The organism is Pyxidicoccus sp. M15, from assembly GCF_056858435.1.
Genome location: NZ_CM166495.1, coordinates 4,331,204 through 4,349,157, shown reverse-complemented (window position 1 = coordinate 4,349,157; position 17,954 = coordinate 4,331,204). Strand labels below are relative to the sequence as shown.

10 protein-coding genes are annotated in these 17,954 nt (G+C 71.7%); 5 read left to right on the top strand and 5 right to left on the bottom strand.

Going from position 1 to position 17,954, the window contains the following annotated elements; genetic code table 11:
* Positions 1–22 precede the first annotated feature (22 nt).
* From ACX9TP_RS16400 to ACX9TP_RS16390, 3 genes are all read left to right on the top strand, one after another.
* Positions 23–3,079 carry a WD40/YVTN/BNR-like repeat-containing protein gene (locus ACX9TP_RS16400; RefSeq protein WP_482980661.1) on the top strand — a complete coding sequence of 1,019 codons (3,057 nt, stop codon included), beginning with the start codon at positions 23–25 and terminating at the stop codon, positions 3,077–3,079.
* 38 nt (positions 3,080–3,117) lie between these two features.
* The gene (locus tag ACX9TP_RS16395; RefSeq protein WP_482980660.1) at positions 3,118–7,797 is read left to right on the top strand and encodes a beta strand repeat-containing protein; all 4,680 of its coding nucleotides are present in this window, start codon (positions 3,118–3,120) and stop codon (positions 7,795–7,797) included.
* A 236-nt stretch (positions 7,798–8,033) separates the two neighbouring features.
* Positions 8,034–8,921, top strand: a complete 888-nt coding sequence (locus ACX9TP_RS16390) for an ATP-grasp domain-containing protein (RefSeq protein WP_482980659.1) — start codon at positions 8,034–8,036, stop codon at positions 8,919–8,921.
* An 8-nt stretch (positions 8,922–8,929) separates the two neighbouring features.
* Here ACX9TP_RS16390 and ACX9TP_RS16385 read toward each other — a convergent pair whose 3' ends face one another.
* Complete coding sequence (locus ACX9TP_RS16385; protein ID WP_482980658.1) at positions 8,930–9,748, bottom strand: hypothetical protein; 819 nt, start codon at positions 9,746–9,748, stop codon at positions 8,930–8,932.
* Between the two features lie 336 nt (positions 9,749–10,084).
* On the opposite strand from ACX9TP_RS16385, the gene ACX9TP_RS16380 reads away from it, so the two are divergent.
* Both ACX9TP_RS16380 and ACX9TP_RS16375 read left to right on the top strand, forming a co-directional pair.
* Entirely contained in the window at positions 10,085–11,236 is a 1,152-nt protein-coding gene (locus tag ACX9TP_RS16380) for a serine hydrolase domain-containing protein (RefSeq protein WP_482980657.1), read from the top strand.
* A 69-nt stretch (positions 11,237–11,305) separates the two neighbouring features.
* On the top strand, positions 11,306–11,827 hold the full coding sequence (locus ACX9TP_RS16375) for a DUF4112 domain-containing protein (RefSeq protein WP_482980656.1): 522 nt from the start codon (positions 11,306–11,308) through the stop codon (positions 11,825–11,827).
* Positions 11,828–11,860: 33 nt separating this feature from the next.
* On the opposite strand, the gene ACX9TP_RS16370 is transcribed toward ACX9TP_RS16375, so the two are convergent.
* The 4 genes from ACX9TP_RS16370 to ACX9TP_RS16355 form a co-directional block, all read right to left on the bottom strand.
* Complete coding sequence (locus ACX9TP_RS16370) at positions 11,861–14,464, bottom strand: DEAD/DEAH box helicase family protein (protein ID WP_482980655.1); 2,604 nt, start codon at positions 14,462–14,464, stop codon at positions 11,861–11,863.
* Positions 14,465–14,489: 25 nt separating this feature from the next.
* The gene (locus ACX9TP_RS16365) at positions 14,490–15,401 is read right to left on the bottom strand and encodes a spermidine synthase (RefSeq protein WP_482980654.1); all 912 of its coding nucleotides are present in this window, start codon (positions 15,399–15,401) and stop codon (positions 14,490–14,492) included.
* An 18-nt stretch (positions 15,402–15,419) separates the two neighbouring features.
* Positions 15,420–16,382, bottom strand: coding sequence for a calcium/sodium antiporter (locus ACX9TP_RS16360; protein ID WP_482980653.1), 963 nt, complete (start codon positions 16,380–16,382; stop codon positions 15,420–15,422).
* Between the two features lie 117 nt (positions 16,383–16,499).
* Complete coding sequence (locus ACX9TP_RS16355) at positions 16,500–17,933, bottom strand: aldehyde dehydrogenase family protein (RefSeq protein WP_482980652.1); 1,434 nt, start codon at positions 17,931–17,933, stop codon at positions 16,500–16,502.
* Between the last annotated feature and the right edge of the window lie 21 nt (positions 17,934–17,954).

Genomic DNA, 17,954 nt, shown 5'->3' with positions numbered 1-17,954 from the left:
TTCTCCCCACACGAGGCCTTCATTGCTCAAGCGTTATCGGTGGCTCATCGCGACCTCCACGGTCGCGGTGGTCGCGGTCGTGGCCGTGCCCTCCGGCGCCAGCGCGTACAAGCGCTGGAAGAATCGCAACGCGCGCACGACGTTCGCCCAGTTCCTCCATGACCCGCGCGCGGGCGAGGCCACCCCGGAGGTGCTGCGCGAGCTGGCGGCGTCTCGCGGCCAGGCGGAGGCCGAGGAGGGAGAGGCCGAGAGCGATGACCCGCTGCGCCGGCAGCTTGCGGCGCGGATGATGTGGGGCGTACCCACCGCGGAGGTGATGGAGCACCGCGCGCGCGTCGCCCATGCGGAGGCAAAGCGCTGGAGCACCCTGCTGCCCCGCCCGCCCGCGCCATGGGACTGGTTCACTGCGCCGTCCGGTGCCGACAAGGCCGTGGTGTCCGGCCAGTCGTGGGTGAACCTGGGGCCCACCAACGCCACCTTCCAGTACAACGGCACCCTCTACAACGAGGTGGACTCGGGCCGCATCTCCGGCATCGCCGTCCACCCGGTGGACCCGCAGGTGGTGTACCTGGCCACGAGCGGCGGCGGCCTGTGGAAGACGTTCAACTTCGGCGCGGCCACCCCGTCCTGGTACCCGGTGAGCGAGACGCTGGGCAACCTGGCCATCGGCGCCATGGACCTGGACCCCACCAATCCCGAGACGCTCTACGTGGGCGCGGGTGACTTCGTGGACACGCCGGGCGGCCACGTGGTGAAGACGCAGGACGGCGGCGCCACGTGGGGCGTGCCGGTGCGCCTGTCCGGCCAGTACCCCGCGGGCTCCGGCGGCCTGTCCGTCAAGGCGCTGCGCATCCGCGCGGTGAAGGTGGACCCCGCCAACCCCAGCGTCGTGCTGGTGGGCACCGAGGTGGGCCTGTTCCGCTCCACCGACGCGGGCGCGAGCTTCACCCTGGTGGACCTGCCCAACTCGGGCTCCCTCCAGCGCGCGGAGAGCGTGTGGAGCATCGTCTACACGGGCGCCGTCGGCGGCGTGAGCCGCTGGGCCCTGAGCGGCACGTACGCGTGCAGCGCCGCCTCGCTGCCGCCGGAGGCGGGCTACGGCCAGCTGACGAACACGGACTGCGCCGCGGGCAACCCGGGCGACATCTGGACGAGCACCAACGCGGGCGCGACGTGGGCCTCGCGCAAGGCGGCGGGCACCATGCCCACCACCTCCGTGGGCCGCATCACCCTGGCCGCGGGCACGCCGTCCAGCGCCACGCCGCCGGTGACGGTGGTGTACGCGCAGCTCGGCAACCAGGACGAGTACAACGCCCCCGCGGGCGTCGGGTACTGGCGCTCCATCAACTCGGGCGACAACTGGACGGCCGCCACCGGCACGCTGTCCAACCGGACCAACGCCGTGGGCGGTGAGCGCGACTGCGGCACCGTCAACGTGAACGACGCGCAGGCCTGGTACAACGCCGCGCTGGCGGTGGACCCGGGGAACGACAACAACGTCCTCGTGGGCGGCATGTTGTGCGGCCTGCGCACCACCAACGGCCTGGCGGCCTCGCCCCTCTGGGAGAACGTGTCCCACTGGCTGCCCAGCAGCGGCTACGGCAACGTGACGGGCGGCGCGCTGGACTACGTGCACGCGGACTGGCACCGGGCACTCATCGTCCGCACCGCCACCGGGTACGTGGCCATGGCCGGCACGGACGGCGGCCTCTTCGTTTCGCGAAACCTCTTCAACGCCACGCCGCCGCAGGTGGTGTGGGACGGGCAGAACCGCGGCATCGTCACGCACCTGAGCTACTCGGTGGCCTCGGGGGACCCGGCCACGGGCAACCCGTACCTGGCCTACACGGGCCTGCAGGACAACGGCACGCGCTTCAGGGACCCGGCCGCGGGCGCCGCGTCCACCACCTTCAACCAGGTCATCGGTGGTGACGGCTTCGGCGCGGCGGCCTCGAGGGACTCCGCGTCCGGCGCCACCATCTACTGGGCGAGCGTCAACGGCGAGCGCAACTACTGCGTCCCCAGCGCCGCCAACAGCCAATGCAACTCCGGCACGGCGTGGATCGCGAAGGACGCCACGCCCCGCTCCGGCTGTGCCCTCATCGATGACCAGCCGTTCATCATGCGCTACGCGCTCGCGCCGGCCAGCCCGAACGCCAACACGGTGCTCACCGCCACCGACACCGCCGTCCACCGGGTGAGCGGCACGGGCGCGTGGCAGGCCATCAGCCCCTGCCTCAACGGCTACACCCGCCTGCTCTCCGCGTCCGCCAACATCGACGGCCTGTACGGCGTGTCCGTGAGCGGCGGCCGCTTCTACGTCACCGGCAACTGCCAGGGCACCACCACCAGCTGCACCTGGACGCAGAGCAGCGTGCTGGGCTTCGACGTCAACGGCAACGGCACCATCTCCCCCAGCGAGCAGGTCCTCTACACGACGCAGGTGGCCTTCCCGCCCACCACTCCGACGGGGAAGAACCCCGGCGACGTGTACGTGGCGGCGAGCGCGGCGCCCATCACCAACGACAACGTCTCCGTGGTGCCGGACGCCCTGGGCCACCTCTTCCTCACCCAGGACCGAGGCGCCACGTGGGCGCCGCTGCACGGCAACGGCACCGGCTTCGACTTGCCCAACGTGGGCATCGACGTGGTGCGGTACGACCCGTCGGACCTGACCAACAACACGCTCTACGTGGGCACCGAGCTGGGCGTGTACCGCTCCACCGACGCCGGCCAGACGTGGCAGCGCTTCGGCCAGGGCTTCCCGCTCGCGAAGGTGACGGACATGTTCATCAGCCGCACCGGCTCGATGATGCGCGTGTCCACCTTCGGGCGCGGCCTGTGGGAAATCTACCCGTCCGCCACCGCCGAGAAGGGCGTCAACGGCAACGGTGACTGGGACCGGGACCAGCAGCTGGACTTCGTGGACCTCGCGGCCGCCGCCAGCCGCCTGGGCACGAACCCGTCCACCGCGGCCGAGCCCTACTACGACTGGAACACCGACCTGACGGGCACGGTGAACGGCACCGACTCCGCGGACCTCACCGAGCTGCTCAACCGCATCGGAGGCCGCCCGTGAGCCGCGCCTCCCACTCCCCCTTCCTGGAGATGTCTCCCTTGAGCCTGAAGAACCTGGCGCTCGTGCTGTTCACCGGCGCCCTCATCCTGACCGGCTGCGGCGGCTCCAAGCCTCCCGAGCAGCCGGTGGCGAAGCGGCTGGTCTTCACGGTGCAGCCGTCGCAAGCCGTCGCGGGCGCATCCATCGCCCCCGCGGTGAAGGTGTCCGTCGTCACCGCGGAAGGCGCCGTCGTCCCTGGCGCGCAGGTGACGGTGTCGCTGTCGCTGGAGGCCAACCCCTCGGGCGCAGCCCTCTCCGGCGCCACGCCGGCCGCGACGGCCCAGGGCGTGGCCACCTTCTCCACGCTCGCGCTGGACAAGGCGGGCGAGGGCTACACGCTCGTCGCGCGGGCCCAGGGCCTGGAGTCCGCGACGAGCCAGCCCTTCACCGTCACCGCCGCCCCGGTGGTGGCGCATGACCTCGTCTTCACGCAGGAGCCCGGCGAGCTGGAGGCCGGAGGCACCTTTTCCCCGAGCGTACGCGTGACGGTGCGGGACGAGGCCGGCAACCCGGTGTCCCTGAGCATGCCCGTCACGCTGGCGCTGGGCGCCAACCCCGAGGGCGGCACCCTCTCCGGCACCCTCACCGCCAACACCACGGACGGCGTGGCGCTCTTCCCGGAGCTGTCCCTCGACAAGGCCGGTGAGGGCTACACCCTCGTCGCCAGTGCGCCGGGCGTGGCGCCCGTCACCAGCGCCGCGTTCCGCGTGAAGCCGGGCAAGGCGAAGTCGCTGGCCTTCGTCACGCAGCCGGCCTCGGCGGCCGTGGACGCGACGCTCGCCCCGGCGGTACAGGTGCGGCTGGTGGACGCGCACGGCAACGCCGCCGTCAGCGCCACTGACAGCATCACCGTTGCGCTCGGCACCAACGGCACCGGCGCCACGCTGTCCGGCACCGTCACCGTGGCGGCCGTGGCGGGCGTGGCCACCTTCGTGGACCTCTCCGTGGACCGCGTGGGCACGTACACGCTCACCGCGTCCGGCACCTCGCTGGAGGGCGCCACCTCCAGCACCTTCGACATCGTCGGCGGCCCGGCCACGCAGCTCGCCTTCCGCGTACAGCCCGCGAGTGTGGCGGCGGGCGCCAGCATCGCCCCCGAGGTGGAGGTGACGGCGCTCGATGCGAGGGGCAACCTCGCCATCGGCTTCACGGGCCCGGTGGCAGTGGCGCTCGCGGCCAACCCCACCAGTGACACGCTCCAGGGCACCCTCACCACCAGCGCGGTGGCCGGCGTGGCCCGCTTCAGCACGCTGTCCCTGCGCAAGGTGGGCACGGGCTACACCCTGATGGCCTCGTCCGCGGCGCTTGCCTCCGCCACCTCGCAGCCCTTCGACGTGACGGCGGGCGAGCCCCAGGCGCTCGCCTTCGAAACCCAGCCCTCTCAGACGGTAGCGGGCGCCGCCATCACCCCTGCGGTTGCCGTGTCGGTGCGCGATGCCTTCGGCAACACGGTGACGTCCAGCACGGCGACGCTCCAGCTCGCGCTGGCCAACAACCCCACGGGCGCCTCTCTCCTGGGCACGGTGTCGGTGAGCGCCGTCAACGGCATCGCCACCTTCACGGGTGTCGCGGTGGACCGGACGGGGACTGGCTACACGCTGTCCGTCTCCATGCCGGGCCTCTCCACCACCTCCGCCGCCTTCAATATCGTGCCGGGCGCGGCGACGCGGATCGCCTTCGGCGTGCAGCCCTCGAACGTGGCGGCCGGCAGTGCCATCACCCCGGCGGTGCAGGTGCGGCTGGTGGACGCGCACGGCAACGCCGCCACCGGTGCCATCGACAGCGTCACCCTGGCGCTCGGCACCAACGGCACCGGCGCCACGCTGTCCGGTACCGTCACCGTGGCGGCCGTGGCGGGCGTGGCCACCTTCCCGGACCTCTCCGTGGACAAGGTGGGCACGTACACGCTCACCGCGTCCGGCAACGGGCTGGAGGGCGCCAGCTCCGGCTCTTTCGACGTCGTCGCGGGCGCGGCCACGCAGCTCGCCTTCCGCGTGCAGCCCGCGAGCACCGCGGCAGGCAGCAACCTCACCCCCGAGGTGGAGGTGACGGCGCTCGATGCGAAGGGCAACCTCGCCATAGGCTTCACGGGCCCGGTGGCGGTGGCGCTTGCGGCCAACCCCACCAGTGACACGCTCCAGGGCACCCTCACCACCGACGCGGTGGCCGGCGTGGCCCGCTTCAGCACGCTGTCCCTGCGCAAGGTGGGCACGGGCTACACCCTGACGGCCTCGTCCACGGGCCTGACCTCCACCACCTCGCAGCCCTTCGACGTGACGCCGGGCGAGCCCCGGGCACTCACCTTCGAAACCCAGCCCTCCCAGTCGGTGGTGGGCGCCGCTATCAACCCTGCGGTGCGGGTGTCGGTGCGCGATGCCTTCGGCAACACGGTGACGTCCAGCACGGCGACGCTCCAGCTCGCGCTGGCCAACAACCCCACGGGCGCCTCCCTCACTGGCACGGTGTCGGTGAGCGCCGTCAACGGCATCGCCACCTTCACGGGTGTGGCGGTGGACCGGGCGGGGACCGGCTACACGCTGTCCGCCTCCATGCCGGGCCTCACCGCCACCTCCATCGCGTTCAACGTCGTCCCGGGCACGCCCACGCGGCTCGCCTTCGGCGTCCAGCCCTCGGACGTGGCGGCCGGCAGCGCCATCACCCCGGCGGTGACGGTGCGCGTCGTGGATGCAGCGGGCAACACGGTGACCACGGCCACCAACAGCATCACCGTGGCCATCGGCAACAACCCGGGCGTGGGCATCCTCAACGGCACCAAGACGGCGAGCGCGGTGAATGGCGTGGCCACCTTCTCCACCCTGTCCATCACCAAGACGGGCGTTGGCTACACCCTCACGGCGGCCGCCACGGGCCTCACCACCGGCACCAGCGCGGCCTTCAACGTGACGCCGGGCCCGGCCACTTCGATCTCCTTCTATACGAACCCGCCCAACGTGGTGACGGCCGGCGTGGCCATCACCCCCGACGTGAAGGTGGGCGTGCGCGATGCCTACAACAACACCGTGACGAGCTCCACCGCGAGCATCACCGTGTCGCTGTCCATCAACCCCGGAGGCTCCACGCTGGGCGGCACCCTCACCGTCAACGCGGTGGATGGCGTGGCCACCTTCCCGGGCCTCACGCTGAACAAGACCGCCAACAACTACCGCCTGGCCGCCGCCTCCACGGGCCTCACGGGCACCACCTCCGCCCTCTTCAACGTGGCGGCGGGCCCGGCCAGCAAGCTCGCCTTCACCACCCAGCCGGTGAACGTCGCGGCGGGCGCCACCCTCACCGCGGTGCGGGTGACGGTGCAGGACGCCCTGGGCAACACGGTGACGACACCGGCCGTCTCGGTGGGCATGGCCCTGGGCGACAACCCCGGCGGCGCGACGCTGGGCGGCACCACCACCGTGACGACGGTCAGCGGCGTGGCCACCTTCAGCACCCTCACCGTCGACAAGGTGGCCACGGGCTACACGCTGGTGGCCTCCGGGACGTCCCTGACGGGCGCCACGTCCACCGCGTTCAACGTGACGGCGGGCGCGGCCAGCAAGCTCGCCTTCATCGTCCAGCCGGGCAACACCGTCGCGGGCACGGCCATCAACCCGGCCGTGCAGGTGGCGGTGCAGGACGCCGGTGGCAACACGGTGACGACCGCCACCACGAGCATCACCCTGGCCCTGGGCAACAACCCGGGTGGAGGCGCCCTCTCGGGCACCATCGTCGTCAGCGCCGTCAACGGAGTGGCCACCTTCCCGGGTGTGTCGCTGGCCCGCGCGGGCACGGGCTACACCCTCACCGCCAGCGCCACGGGGCTCACCGCCGGCACCAGCACCGCCTTCAACGTCGCGGCGGGCGCGGCGAACCGGCTGGTCTTCACCGTGCAGCCCTCCCGCTCCTCCGTCGCCGTGCCCATCAGCCCGGCGGTGCAGGTGACTGTGCAGGACGACTTCGGCAACACCGTCACCGGCGCCACGGACAGCATCACCGTGGCCCTGGGAAACAACCCGTCCGGCGCCACGCTGGCGGGCACGCTCACCGTGGCCGCCACCAACGGGGTGGCCTTCTTCGAGGACCTCACCGTGAGCGCGGCCGGCAACGGCTATACGCTCACCGCGGGCGCCACGGACCTCACGGGCACCACCAGCGCGGCCTTCGACGCGGTGGTCGCCGGGACGAAGCTCGTCTACGTGGACCCGGCGTCGGCCGGGAGGATTGCCCTGGTACGCAACCCGGCCTCCACGAACACCACCGTGGTGCTCGACCTGGTGGCCAGGGAGCAACTCACCGGCTACTCGGTGGGCATGAATCTGCCGCTGGACCTGGAGCGCGTGCAGGCCGGTGGCTCGCTGATGCTCCCGGGCGCGGCGCTGCCCGCGGGGCAGAACCCCACGGCCGCCTACGGAAAGCTGCCGGCGAGCGGCCCGCTGGCGGGCATGCTCTCCACCGGCCAGAGCCAGAAGGCCGCGGGCGACGGCGCGGTGACGACGGACACGGCCATCCCGGCGGGCTCCGTCCTCTACACGGTGCAGCTCGCCCTCCGGCCCGGTGCCACCTCGGGCGTGGTGTTCGACGGCACGGCGCTCGGGCCGAAGTTCCGCGCGCTGCTGCGTGACAGGCTCGGCACCGACGTCGTGGATGGCAGCGGGTTCGCCATCGGCCGGCTCGAGGTGCAGTAGCGCAGGGTCCCCGTCCCGGAAGCCGCCCACACGGCGGCTCCGGGACGCGGGAAGCGCCCGGATGGGCGGCTTCGTCAGCTTCCACCGTGCGCCTCCGTCTGTTTGCGGAAGAGGACGCGAAATCACGAGGGCCTTCCCGCTGGCGCACACCGTGTGCCTGGGAAGGTCGCGTCAGGTCATGCACGCGGCGCCGTCGGATGAGCCCGCTGTCGCCACCCCTGACGAAAGGCTCGTGGATGTCCTCCTCCCGAAACCCGCGTCGCGCCCATGCCATCCTCTTCGGGCGCAATCCCCACCAGCACGACACGTTCGACGTGGAGGCGGAGGCCGCCGAGGCGCTCGGCATCGACACCTACCAGGTCGACCTCTGGGCCCTGCTGTCCGGCAATGCCTCCCGCGCGCTGGCCGCCGTGCCGGAGCGGGGTGAGCTCCAGTTGCTCTACCGGGGGTGGATGCTCACCGAGGAGGAGTACACCGCGCTCGACGAGGCCGTCTCCGACCTGGGCCACCAGTTGATGACGACGCCGGAGCAGTACGCCGCGGCCCACTACCTGCCGAACTGGTACCCGCGCCTCGCGCCCTATACCGCGCGCTCCGTGTGGACCGAGGGAACGAACGCGACGGAGGCGTGGCATGCCGCACAGTCGCTCGGGCCGGCCCCGTGGATTGTGAAGGACCACGTGAAGTCGGCGAAGGAGCGCTGGGCGGAGGCCTGCTTCGTCCCGGCCGGCGCCACGCGCGAGGACTTCGAGCGCACCTGCGCCAACCTGCTCGAGGAGCGCGGGGACCGCTTCGAGCGCGGCTTCGTGGTGCGCCGCTACCTTCCGCTCAAGACTTTCGGCCGGACGCCCGCTGGCCCCGCGCACCTGGAGTTCCGGCTGTTCTTCGGGCAGGGCCGCCTGCTGGCCGCCGAGCCGTACCATGACTTCGACGTGGAGGTGCCCGACTTCACCGCCTTCGAGCCGCTCGGCCGGCGCGTCGACGCGCGCTTCTTCACCCTGGACGTCGCCATGCTGGAGGACGGCGGCTGGGCCGTCGTCGAAGTGAATGACGGCGGCGTCTCGGGACTGCCTCCCAGCCTGGACCCGCGAGAGCTCTTCGCGGCGCTCCTCCGGGCCGGGTAGCCGGGCACCTACCAGCCTGTCCGAGGGGGACGCTCCTCAGCTTGCATTCGTGATGACCGGGCCCAGGGCGGCGTCGTGCCGTAGCCGCTCGGGGCGCTGATGGTGCTGCACGCCGACACGTTGCCGACGAAGTCGACCACCTCGACCGAGTAGCTGCTCGAAGGGGTGCCCGACAGGTCAATCGGCATGTAGCAGAACGACTCCGAGCCGACGCGCGACTCCGCCACCGGCATGCCCTCGCAATACTCTCCGCTGTAGACGTAGACGAAGTCGTTGACCTCGGAGGTGACCTCCAGGGCCATGCCTCCCGTGGAGTACCCGCCAGACACCCACTTCAGCACCGGCCGGGGCGGTGCGTGGAAGTCCACGCGGAATTTGCCCACCCCCACACGAGAGTTGTTGCCCTCCCGGCCCTCGCTGACCCGCAGGTCCACATCCGCGACCGCGACCAGATGATAGCTCGCATCCGGGACCTCCGGCCTCGGCACCCGCTTGCTCACGTCCTGGCAGCTCCCCGCGGGTACGAAGATCTGCTCGGTCGTGGCCACCGGCTTGTCGAGCGGCTCGAAGGTGTCGTTGTAGGAAAAGAAGAAGGAGACCTCGGTGCTGCCATCGGTATCCCCCCGATTGCAGAGCAGCGCCTGCAGCGGCTCCGTCGCTCTCGGAGACAGCTCGGAGGGGCCCTTCACGGTGGCGAACTCGAAGTCCGGCCGGCCCGGGATGAGCACCTCCTCTTCTGGAGCGCCGGGCTCTTCCGGAGGGGGTGCGTCACCACAACCCACGAGGGCTCCTACGAGCGTACCCAACCACCACCGACCCAGCTTCATGAGAGGCCTGCCTCTTGAGGTGAAGAGCTCCCGGTCCCACCCTGTGTCCCTCGCCCCTCCCGCCCCACGGACCTGACAGGGCTCTGGACGCAGCGCCGGCGAATGAATTCACACCGCCTCACACCGTCTCGAGCCACCGGGGAGCTGCCGGAGCCCCGTGAGGAGAGGTTGGTGCGGCGCCAGGAAGGTGGCGAGCCCCTCGAGCGGCTCGCCAGCAACGCCACCATCCTCATTCGGAGGTGACCTGGACCGTTGCCCAGAGCCGACACCGCCCCCTTGTCACCTTGCACGCCTGACATCAGGCTCTCCGCCCACCTCTCACCGGAGCCCTGCCCCGTGCGCCTCATCGCCCCGCTGTTGGCCCTGCTGGTCTTCGTTCCGCTGCACCCGCACGCCGCCCCGGCGCCGACCCGGCCGGCCGTCCCCGCACCCGGGCGCGCCGCGCAGCGGGCCGAGCCCACCGTGGCGCTCGACCGCGCGCTCGAGCGACGCGTGGACGCCATCCTCACCGAGGAGATGCGGCAGCAGGAGCTGCCCGGCGCCATCGTCGCGGTGGTGCGTGGAGGAACCGTCGTCGTGAAGAAGGGGTACGGCGAGAAGCGCCGGGGCGGCGGCGAGCGGCCGGACCCAGGCACCGTCTTCCACATCGGCTCGCTCTCCAAGGCGCTGGCCGCGGTGGGAGCGCTGACGCTCGTGCAGCGCGGCCAGCTCGGCCTGGACGTGCCTGCCGCGCGCTACCTGCCCGAGCTGCCTCCGGCGTGGCGCGCCATCACCGTGCGCCAACTCCTGGCGCATGCGAGTGGCATCGGGGACAAGGTCGGTCAGCCGGCCACCTGGAAGGAGGCGCTCACCGGCTACGCAGGGGTGCCGCTCGCCTTCGCTCCGGGCACGCGCACCGACTACACCAATTTCAACTACGCGGTGGTCGGCAGGCTGGTGGAGTCGGTCAGCGGCAGGCCCTTCGTCAACTTCATGCGCGAGGACGTCTGGAGCCCCCTGGGCATGGCGGATACGGGCTACCCGGCCACCGCGCGCAACCTCGCCACCGGCCACGAGCGGAAGAAGGGCACCTGGCGGGAGCTGCTCCCCGAGCCCCAGGGCGCCTACGGCGTGCCCTCCGGGTTTCTCTCCACGACGCTGGATGACCTGGTGCGGCTGCACGCCGCCCTCGAGCGCAACGTCGCGCTCGACGCGGCCACGCGCGAGGAGATGCTCACGCCCTACCCGGCGGAGAAGAAGCGCGGCGGCGGCATGGTGCTCGGCTGGAGTGCGAGCCGCGTGGGTGGGCGCAAGGGCGCGCTCGTCGTCAGCAAGAACGGCGCGGCGGACGGCTTCTCCAGCCTCTTCACCTGGCTGCCCGGCCGCGGCGACGCGGTCATCGTGGTGGTCAACCGCAAGGGCGAGGGCGTGGAGACGGCGCGCATCGTGGCGCGGCTGGCCGACGCGGCCTTCGGGCTCGAGCTGCGCGCGCTGGGGGAGGAGGGCTGAGGCCCGGCCCCGACGCGCGACTTCCGGCCTGCCCATCCGCCCCGAGGGAGCCCTAGACTCGGCCTCCTGATGCCCCCGCCCGCTTCGACCTCCCGGACCGTCCCCTCATCGGCCCTCTCCACGCGAGACGCACAGTCGCTCGAACAACTGCGCTGGCTGTCGCACACGCTGGACGCCTCCATTCCCCTGCCCTTCAACATGCGGGTGGGGTGGGACGCGGTGCTCGGACTGATTCCAGGAGCAGGAGACGCGGCGGGGGCGGTGATGTCCGCCTACGTGGTGATGCAGGCGGCGCGGCTGGGGGCGCCTCCCGCGGTGCTGGGACGGATGCTCGGCAACGTGGGCATCGAGGCGCTGGTGGGGTCCGTGCCCTTCCTCGGGGACCTGTTCGACGCGGCCTTCAAGGCGAACCTGCGCAACGTGCGACTGCTGGAGCAGCACCTGGCTGCGCCCCAGAAGGCACGCCGTGCCTCCACGCTGTGGGTGGTGGGCGTGATGCTCGCGCTGGTGCTCATCCTCGGAGCGGGGCTCGTGCTCACCTTCGCGATGCTCGCCGCCTTCGTGGGGCTCTTCACGGAGGGAGGCAGCTAGTCCCACCAGCCGCCTGGGACGAGAAAGGCCTCCTCAATACCGCCCGCGCCGCCGGGGCGCACGCCCCGGAGTGCGCCCATGGCCACCCTCGCCCGCCTGTTCCAGTTCGTCGGGCGTCCAGGGCAGCTCGAGCTGGTCCTGCAGGTCATACAGGGTGTCGCCGAGAACGAAGCCGCGGCGGCCCCGACGCACCCGAAAGCGCACTGGCCTGTCGAACGGGGGAAGCTCCTCCTCCACCAGGGTCCGCGCCAGCTTCTCCGGCAGGTCCAGCCACACCACGCCGTGGGGCACGCCCTCCTCGTCCAACTCCACGTCGTAGACGAGCGGCACCGCCTGCTCCCGCACGAAGGCTCCCGCCGGTAGCGCCATGAACCGAGAGCGCACGTCGGGCGGCACGAGCGACTCCACGTCCAGCACCAGCGGGCGCGCGAGGAATGCGGCCATCGAGTCCACGCCGTCGAGCAGCGCCTCGTAGCGCGCCGTCAGCTCCGGAACCTCGAGCCCCGGCGTCTGCCCTCCCGAGCGCCGCCACACCTCGCGCACCTCCTCGATGCGCGGCTGGTTTCGCTGCACGGCCGGGTGGAGCGCCTCGCCCTTCGCCAGCCCTTCCGCGAGCGCATGCCGGGCACGTCCCGCCAGCTCCGGGCCCCACGCATCCAGCACCTCGACCTCGCGGTCCAGCTCGAAGCCGGAGTGCTCCAGGCTCCGCTCCATCACGAGCGAGCCGTACCTCGCGTCGTAGGCGACCTCCGGCTCACCGCGCCGCGCATACCTGCGCAGCAGGTCCAATGGAACCTGCGTTCCCTCAATGGACGCATGGGGAGTGCCGGAGCGGTCCGCGAAATAGCGGATGGGGCCGGCCACCGCGCCAAAGCTCCCGCACACGCTCGTCTTCGAGATGCGCACGGGCTCGCCCTCCGCCGTCAGCTCGTCGATGGCGACGTCGAACGGCATGAAGCACGCGAGCAAATCCATGAAGCGCAGGAGGACGTCCTCCCCCGCCAGCGGCATCCGAGCGGGCAGCTCCACGCCCACGCTCCGGTAGACGCTGGCCATGGCGAGCGCCGCGTCCTCCACGGCCTTGACCAGCACGCCGCGCCGCTCCGCCCACCGCGCCAGCGTCCCCGCATCGAACACGTGGCGAGGCAGCCCGTACACCTCACCGACGGAGCCCGCCTCCCGGTATGCCTCGGCATACAGGTTGTACGCGGTGAGGTGGTCGCTTCCCGGGATGAGCACCCCGTCCAGGTCGCGCACCTCGCGCGTCATCCGGTGCAGCGACTCGATGGCGCTGCACACCGCGAGGACGGGCAGCAGCGCGTCCTCCGCGTTGACGATGAGCTCCGCCCAGGCGCGCTCCACCGGGAGCGCCTCCACCGCACGTCCGTACGCGGTGAGCCGCCCCTGCGCATCCACGATGTTGCGCGCCTGCAACCGCTGGAGCGCCTGCGCGTAGGCGGCACGGTCCAGCGGCACGGGAAGGTCCAGCGCATCGGCCCGGACGCCCAGGGCCGCGGCGGTGAGCGCGACGCGCTCCGAGTCTCCCGCGAGCTGGAACTCGGGCGTCGTGGGACGGAGCGCGAAGAAGTCGATGTCGCGGTCGCTCAGGATGAAGACGCGCCCGCCCTCCACGCGGCCGTGGACGCGGCCGGCCATCTGGAGGAGCTCGTTGTTGCCCAGGTGGACGCGCGTGAGCACGTTGCGCCCCTGCGCGACGATGTTGGCGAAGCGCGTGTCGTCGATGACGACGGTGTCGAGCCCCGGCACGTTGAGCGCGCTCTGCCCCGCCGCCGTCATGGCGAGCAGGTAGGGCCGGGGCTCCGTCCCCTCCAGGAAGGACCGGATGACCCGGATGGGCTGCCCGCCGTGGTAGTACGCCGCGTGGATGCGCGGCCAGTTCCTGCGCACTTGCGCGGCCACCTGCTCCACGGCCGCGCGCGTGGGGAGGAAGACGCCCACGCCGCGCTGGCCCGCCTCCACCTCCCGGAAGAAGGCCGCATCCAGGAACCCGAGCGGCTCCCGGCGCTCCACCCGGACGCGGGCCGCCTTCGTCGCGTCGTAGGCGGAGACCTCGATGGCCTCGGAGCTGTCCAGGTAGCTCACGTAGAAGGCGGGGTCCACCGTGGCCGACAGCCAGATGAAGCGACAGCCCACGTGCTTGCCCAACGCGAGGCACAGCTCCAGCTCCGCCGACGTCTGGTGGATTTCGTCGATGATGAGCGTGTCCTGGGGCTGGATGTCGCCGTGCTGGAACCAGCGCCGCGCAATCCCCGTCGTCACGATGACCACGTTCCAGCCCGGCGTCTCCGGCGTCGCCTCGCGCTCGCGGTTCACCACGCCGACCTTCAGCGGCGTCTGGCCCCCGTCACCGACGAGCTCTTCGGCGATGGGCCGGATGGCCAGCGTCTTCCCGGTGCCCGTGCCGGCGACGATGCCGAAGCCCTTCCCGGAGCGCGCCAGCTCGCGCACGTGCGCGCCGTGGTGCCGCTCCAGCCACGTCTCCAGCCGCAGCCCCAGGGCCAGCTCGATGGTTTCACAGGCGGCCCGCGTGGGGGCGATGACAATCACCCGCCCCCGGCGCGGTGCCGCCGCGGCCTGGGGCTCCGGCGGGAGGAAGTGGTCGGTGGGAGTCCTCACGACGGACAATCACGCACGGCGCCCCTCAGGGCGCAACCTCGCCGGGAGGGTCTTCGAGGATGGCCTGTTCACTCCCGGCAGTCCCGGGCGCCTCGTCGAGCCGGTGGGCCACTCGCGCCCGGAGGCTGAAGGGAATGCCCCGCGAGCGCGTCAGCCGCTCCGCGCGGGCCTTGAGCGTGCCCCGGCCCGGCTTCTCCGGGTGCGCCAGCGCCACGAGGATGCAGTTGGCCGTCTCCTCCACGTCGAAGGCGTAGAGCTGCGCGAAGCTCGCATGCCAGGTGCGGACCATGGCGTGGAAGAACGGATTCGGGGTGCGGACGACGTTGCTCACCACCGCGCCGCCCGGAGCCAGCCGCGCCCGGGTCGCCAGGAGGAACTCCTGCGTCGCCAGGGGCCCGGGGATGCCGCGCGGGCCGTAGGCGTCCAGGATGATGACGTCGTACGGAGGACCGGGCGTCTCGATGAAGCGCCGCCCGTCGGCCACGTGTGACTGGAGCGCTGAGTCCTCGCGGAAGCCGAAGTAGCGCCGCGCCACGTCCAGCATCCCCGCGTCGCTCTCCACCGCGTCGATGTGGGCCCGAGGCAGCACGGCGCGCAGGAACATGGGAATCGCGCCGCCGCCCACGCCGACAACCAGGAGGCGCCGCGGCGCCTCCACGAAGGCCAGCCCCGCGACCACGGCCTGCGTGTAGGGCAACTCCAGCCGCAACGGGAAGCCCTGCCCCACCACGCTCTGGTACGGGCCGTCCCAATCGAACTGGAGGTAGCGCCGTCCCGCTCCGTCCTGAGTCACGATGACCCGGCTCTCCGCGGACCGGCCCACGTGCAGCACCGTGCGCGGCCGGGAGAGCGCGCGAGCAAAGCGGGACAGGAGCCGCGCCGCGCCTCTCCGCTCCAGGTGTCGTCGACGCGACCAGGCGATTCCAACCCACCCCATGCGCGCATCTTCCTCGAACTACATGAAGGCGAGCACCACGAGAAACGCTCCGTAGCAGACCGCCAGCAGGCCTCCCTCCACGCGGCTGACCAACCGCGCGGTGCGCATGACCACGATGGCCGCGAGGGAGAAGCCGAGAAGCACGCCCACGTCCAGGCGGAGGTCGCGGAGGGAGCCTTCGATGGGACTGGCGACCGCCGCGCCTCCCAGAATCAGCAGGACGTTGAAGATGTTGGAACCGATGACGTTGCCAATGGCGATGGAGGAATGGCCCCGGAGCGCCGCCACCACGGACGCCGCCAGCTCCGGTAACGAGGTTCCAATCGCGACGATGGTGAGCCCCACCACGCGCTCACTCATGCCCAGCGAGAGGGCCAGGGCGCTCGCGCCATCGACAAATACCTTCCCACCCGCTACCAGGGCCACGAGCCCCACGAGCGAGAGCCCCACCAGCTTCCCCTTCGAGCCCGTCGCCGCCTCCGCCTGCACCTCCGCACGCATCTCCTGGCGCAGCTCCGGTGCCTCAACGGGAATCTGCCTGGCCAGGCGCAGCGTGAGCAGCGTGAAGCCCGCCGCGCCAGCCAGCAGGAACACTCCCTCCAACCGGGAGATGACGCCATCCAGCAGCAACAGGGGGACCATCAGCGCGCTGGCCACGAGCACGGGCAGCTCGCGTCGCACGAGGGTGCGCTCCGCGCGGGGCGGAGAGATGAGCGCGGTAACGCCCAGGATGAGTCCGATGTTGGCGATGTTGGAGCCGATGACGTTGCCCAGCGCAATGGCGCCCCGCCCCTCGAGCGAGGCCAGCAGTGACACGACGAGCTCCGGGGCCGAGGTACCGTAGGCCACCACCGTCAGCCCCACCACCAGCGGCCTCACACCCATGGCGCTCGCCAGGCCCGCGGAGCCGTTCACGAGCCACTCCGCTCCGAAGTAGAGCAGGACCACGCCAAGAAGCAGCATCCCGAGCTGAAGCAGCATGACGGTGCATCCTAGACAAGCCGCGTCCTGGTGCAGCCAGGAACCGCCCGAAAATCCGCGCGGAAGGCCAGGACGCCGGGAGCCTCCGGGAGGAGCCTCACGGGGAGCAGGGAGGCATCACTCCTGGCGGAGGACGAGCAGCCGCAGCTCCGTCATGTCCTCCATGGCGTACTTCACGCCCTCGCGTCCCAGCCCGGAGCCCTTCACGCCGCCGTAGGGCATGGTGTCGACGCGGAAGCTCGGCACGTCACCGACGACGACGCCTCCCACCTCCAGCTCGTCCCAGGCCCGCATCGCCCGCGAGAGGTCCTTCGTGAAGATGCCCGCCTGCAGACCGTAGCGGCCGTCGTTCACGAGGCGGAGCGCCTCCTCGAAGTCGCGGAACGGCTGGAGCAGCACGACGGGACCGAAGGCCTCCTCCGCGCACAGCGGCGCGTCCGCGGGGACGCCCTCCAGCACGGTGGCCTCGAGCAGCGCGCCGCGCCGCCCTCCTCCGGCCAGCACCGTGGCGCCCCGCTGCACGGCCTGCTGAATCCACCCCTCCAGCCGCCGCGCGGCGGGCTCGTCAATCATCGGTCCGAGCGTGGTGGCCTCGTCGCGGGGGTTGCCCGCCCGGAGTGCCCTGGCCCGCGCGACGAGCCGCTCCCGCAGGGCGACATACAGCTCCTCGTGCACGAGCACGCGCTGCACGGAGATGCAGCTCTGGCCCGCCTGGAAGAAGGCGCCATGCGCGATGCGGTCCGCGACGAAGTCCAGCTGCCCGCCCTGGTCGCGGTCCACCACGCAGGCCGCGTTGCCGCCCAGCTCCAGCACCACCTTCTTGCGGCCGGCGCGGGCCTTCAAGTCCCAGCCCACCTTCTCCGAGCCGGTGAACGACAGCAGCTTCAGCCGGTCATCCTCGATGAACGGGCCCACGTCCTCCAGACGCGTCGGGAGCACCGAGAAGGCGCCCTCGGGCAGGCCCGTCTCCGCGAGCACCTCCGCCATGAGCAGCGCGCTCACGGGCGTGCGGTCCGACGGCTTGAGCACGAAGGGGCAGCCCGCGGCGATGGCGGGCGCCACCTTGTGCGCCACGAGGTTGAGCGGGAAGTTGAACGGGGTGATGAAGGAGACGGGCCCCACGGGCACGCGCTGCGTGAAGCCCCGGTAGCCCGCCGAGCGCTTCGACACCTCCAGGTTCAGGACGTCCCCCCCGCCGCGCACGGCCTCCTCCGCCGCCGCCTTGAAGGTCTCGATGAGGCGCGTCACCTCTCCCCGCGCGTCGCGCAGCGGCTTGCCCGCCTCGATGCAGAGCGCCAGCGCGAACTCCTCGAAGCGCGCCTGGAAGCGGCGCACGCAGTGCTCCAGCACCTCCTGCCGAGCGTACGGGGCCAGCTTCCGCATGGGCCCCGCGGCGCGCACCGCGGCGGCGATGGCCTCTTCCACGGCGGCCGCGTCGGCGACGGCCACGCGCGTGACGACTTCGCCCGAGTACTTGTCGGTGACGGGCAGCTCCGCGTTGGGTTGCCGCGGCTTGTTGGCCAGGTAGTACGGGTAGCGTTCAGCCAGCATGGTGTTCCCCACTTTCTCTCT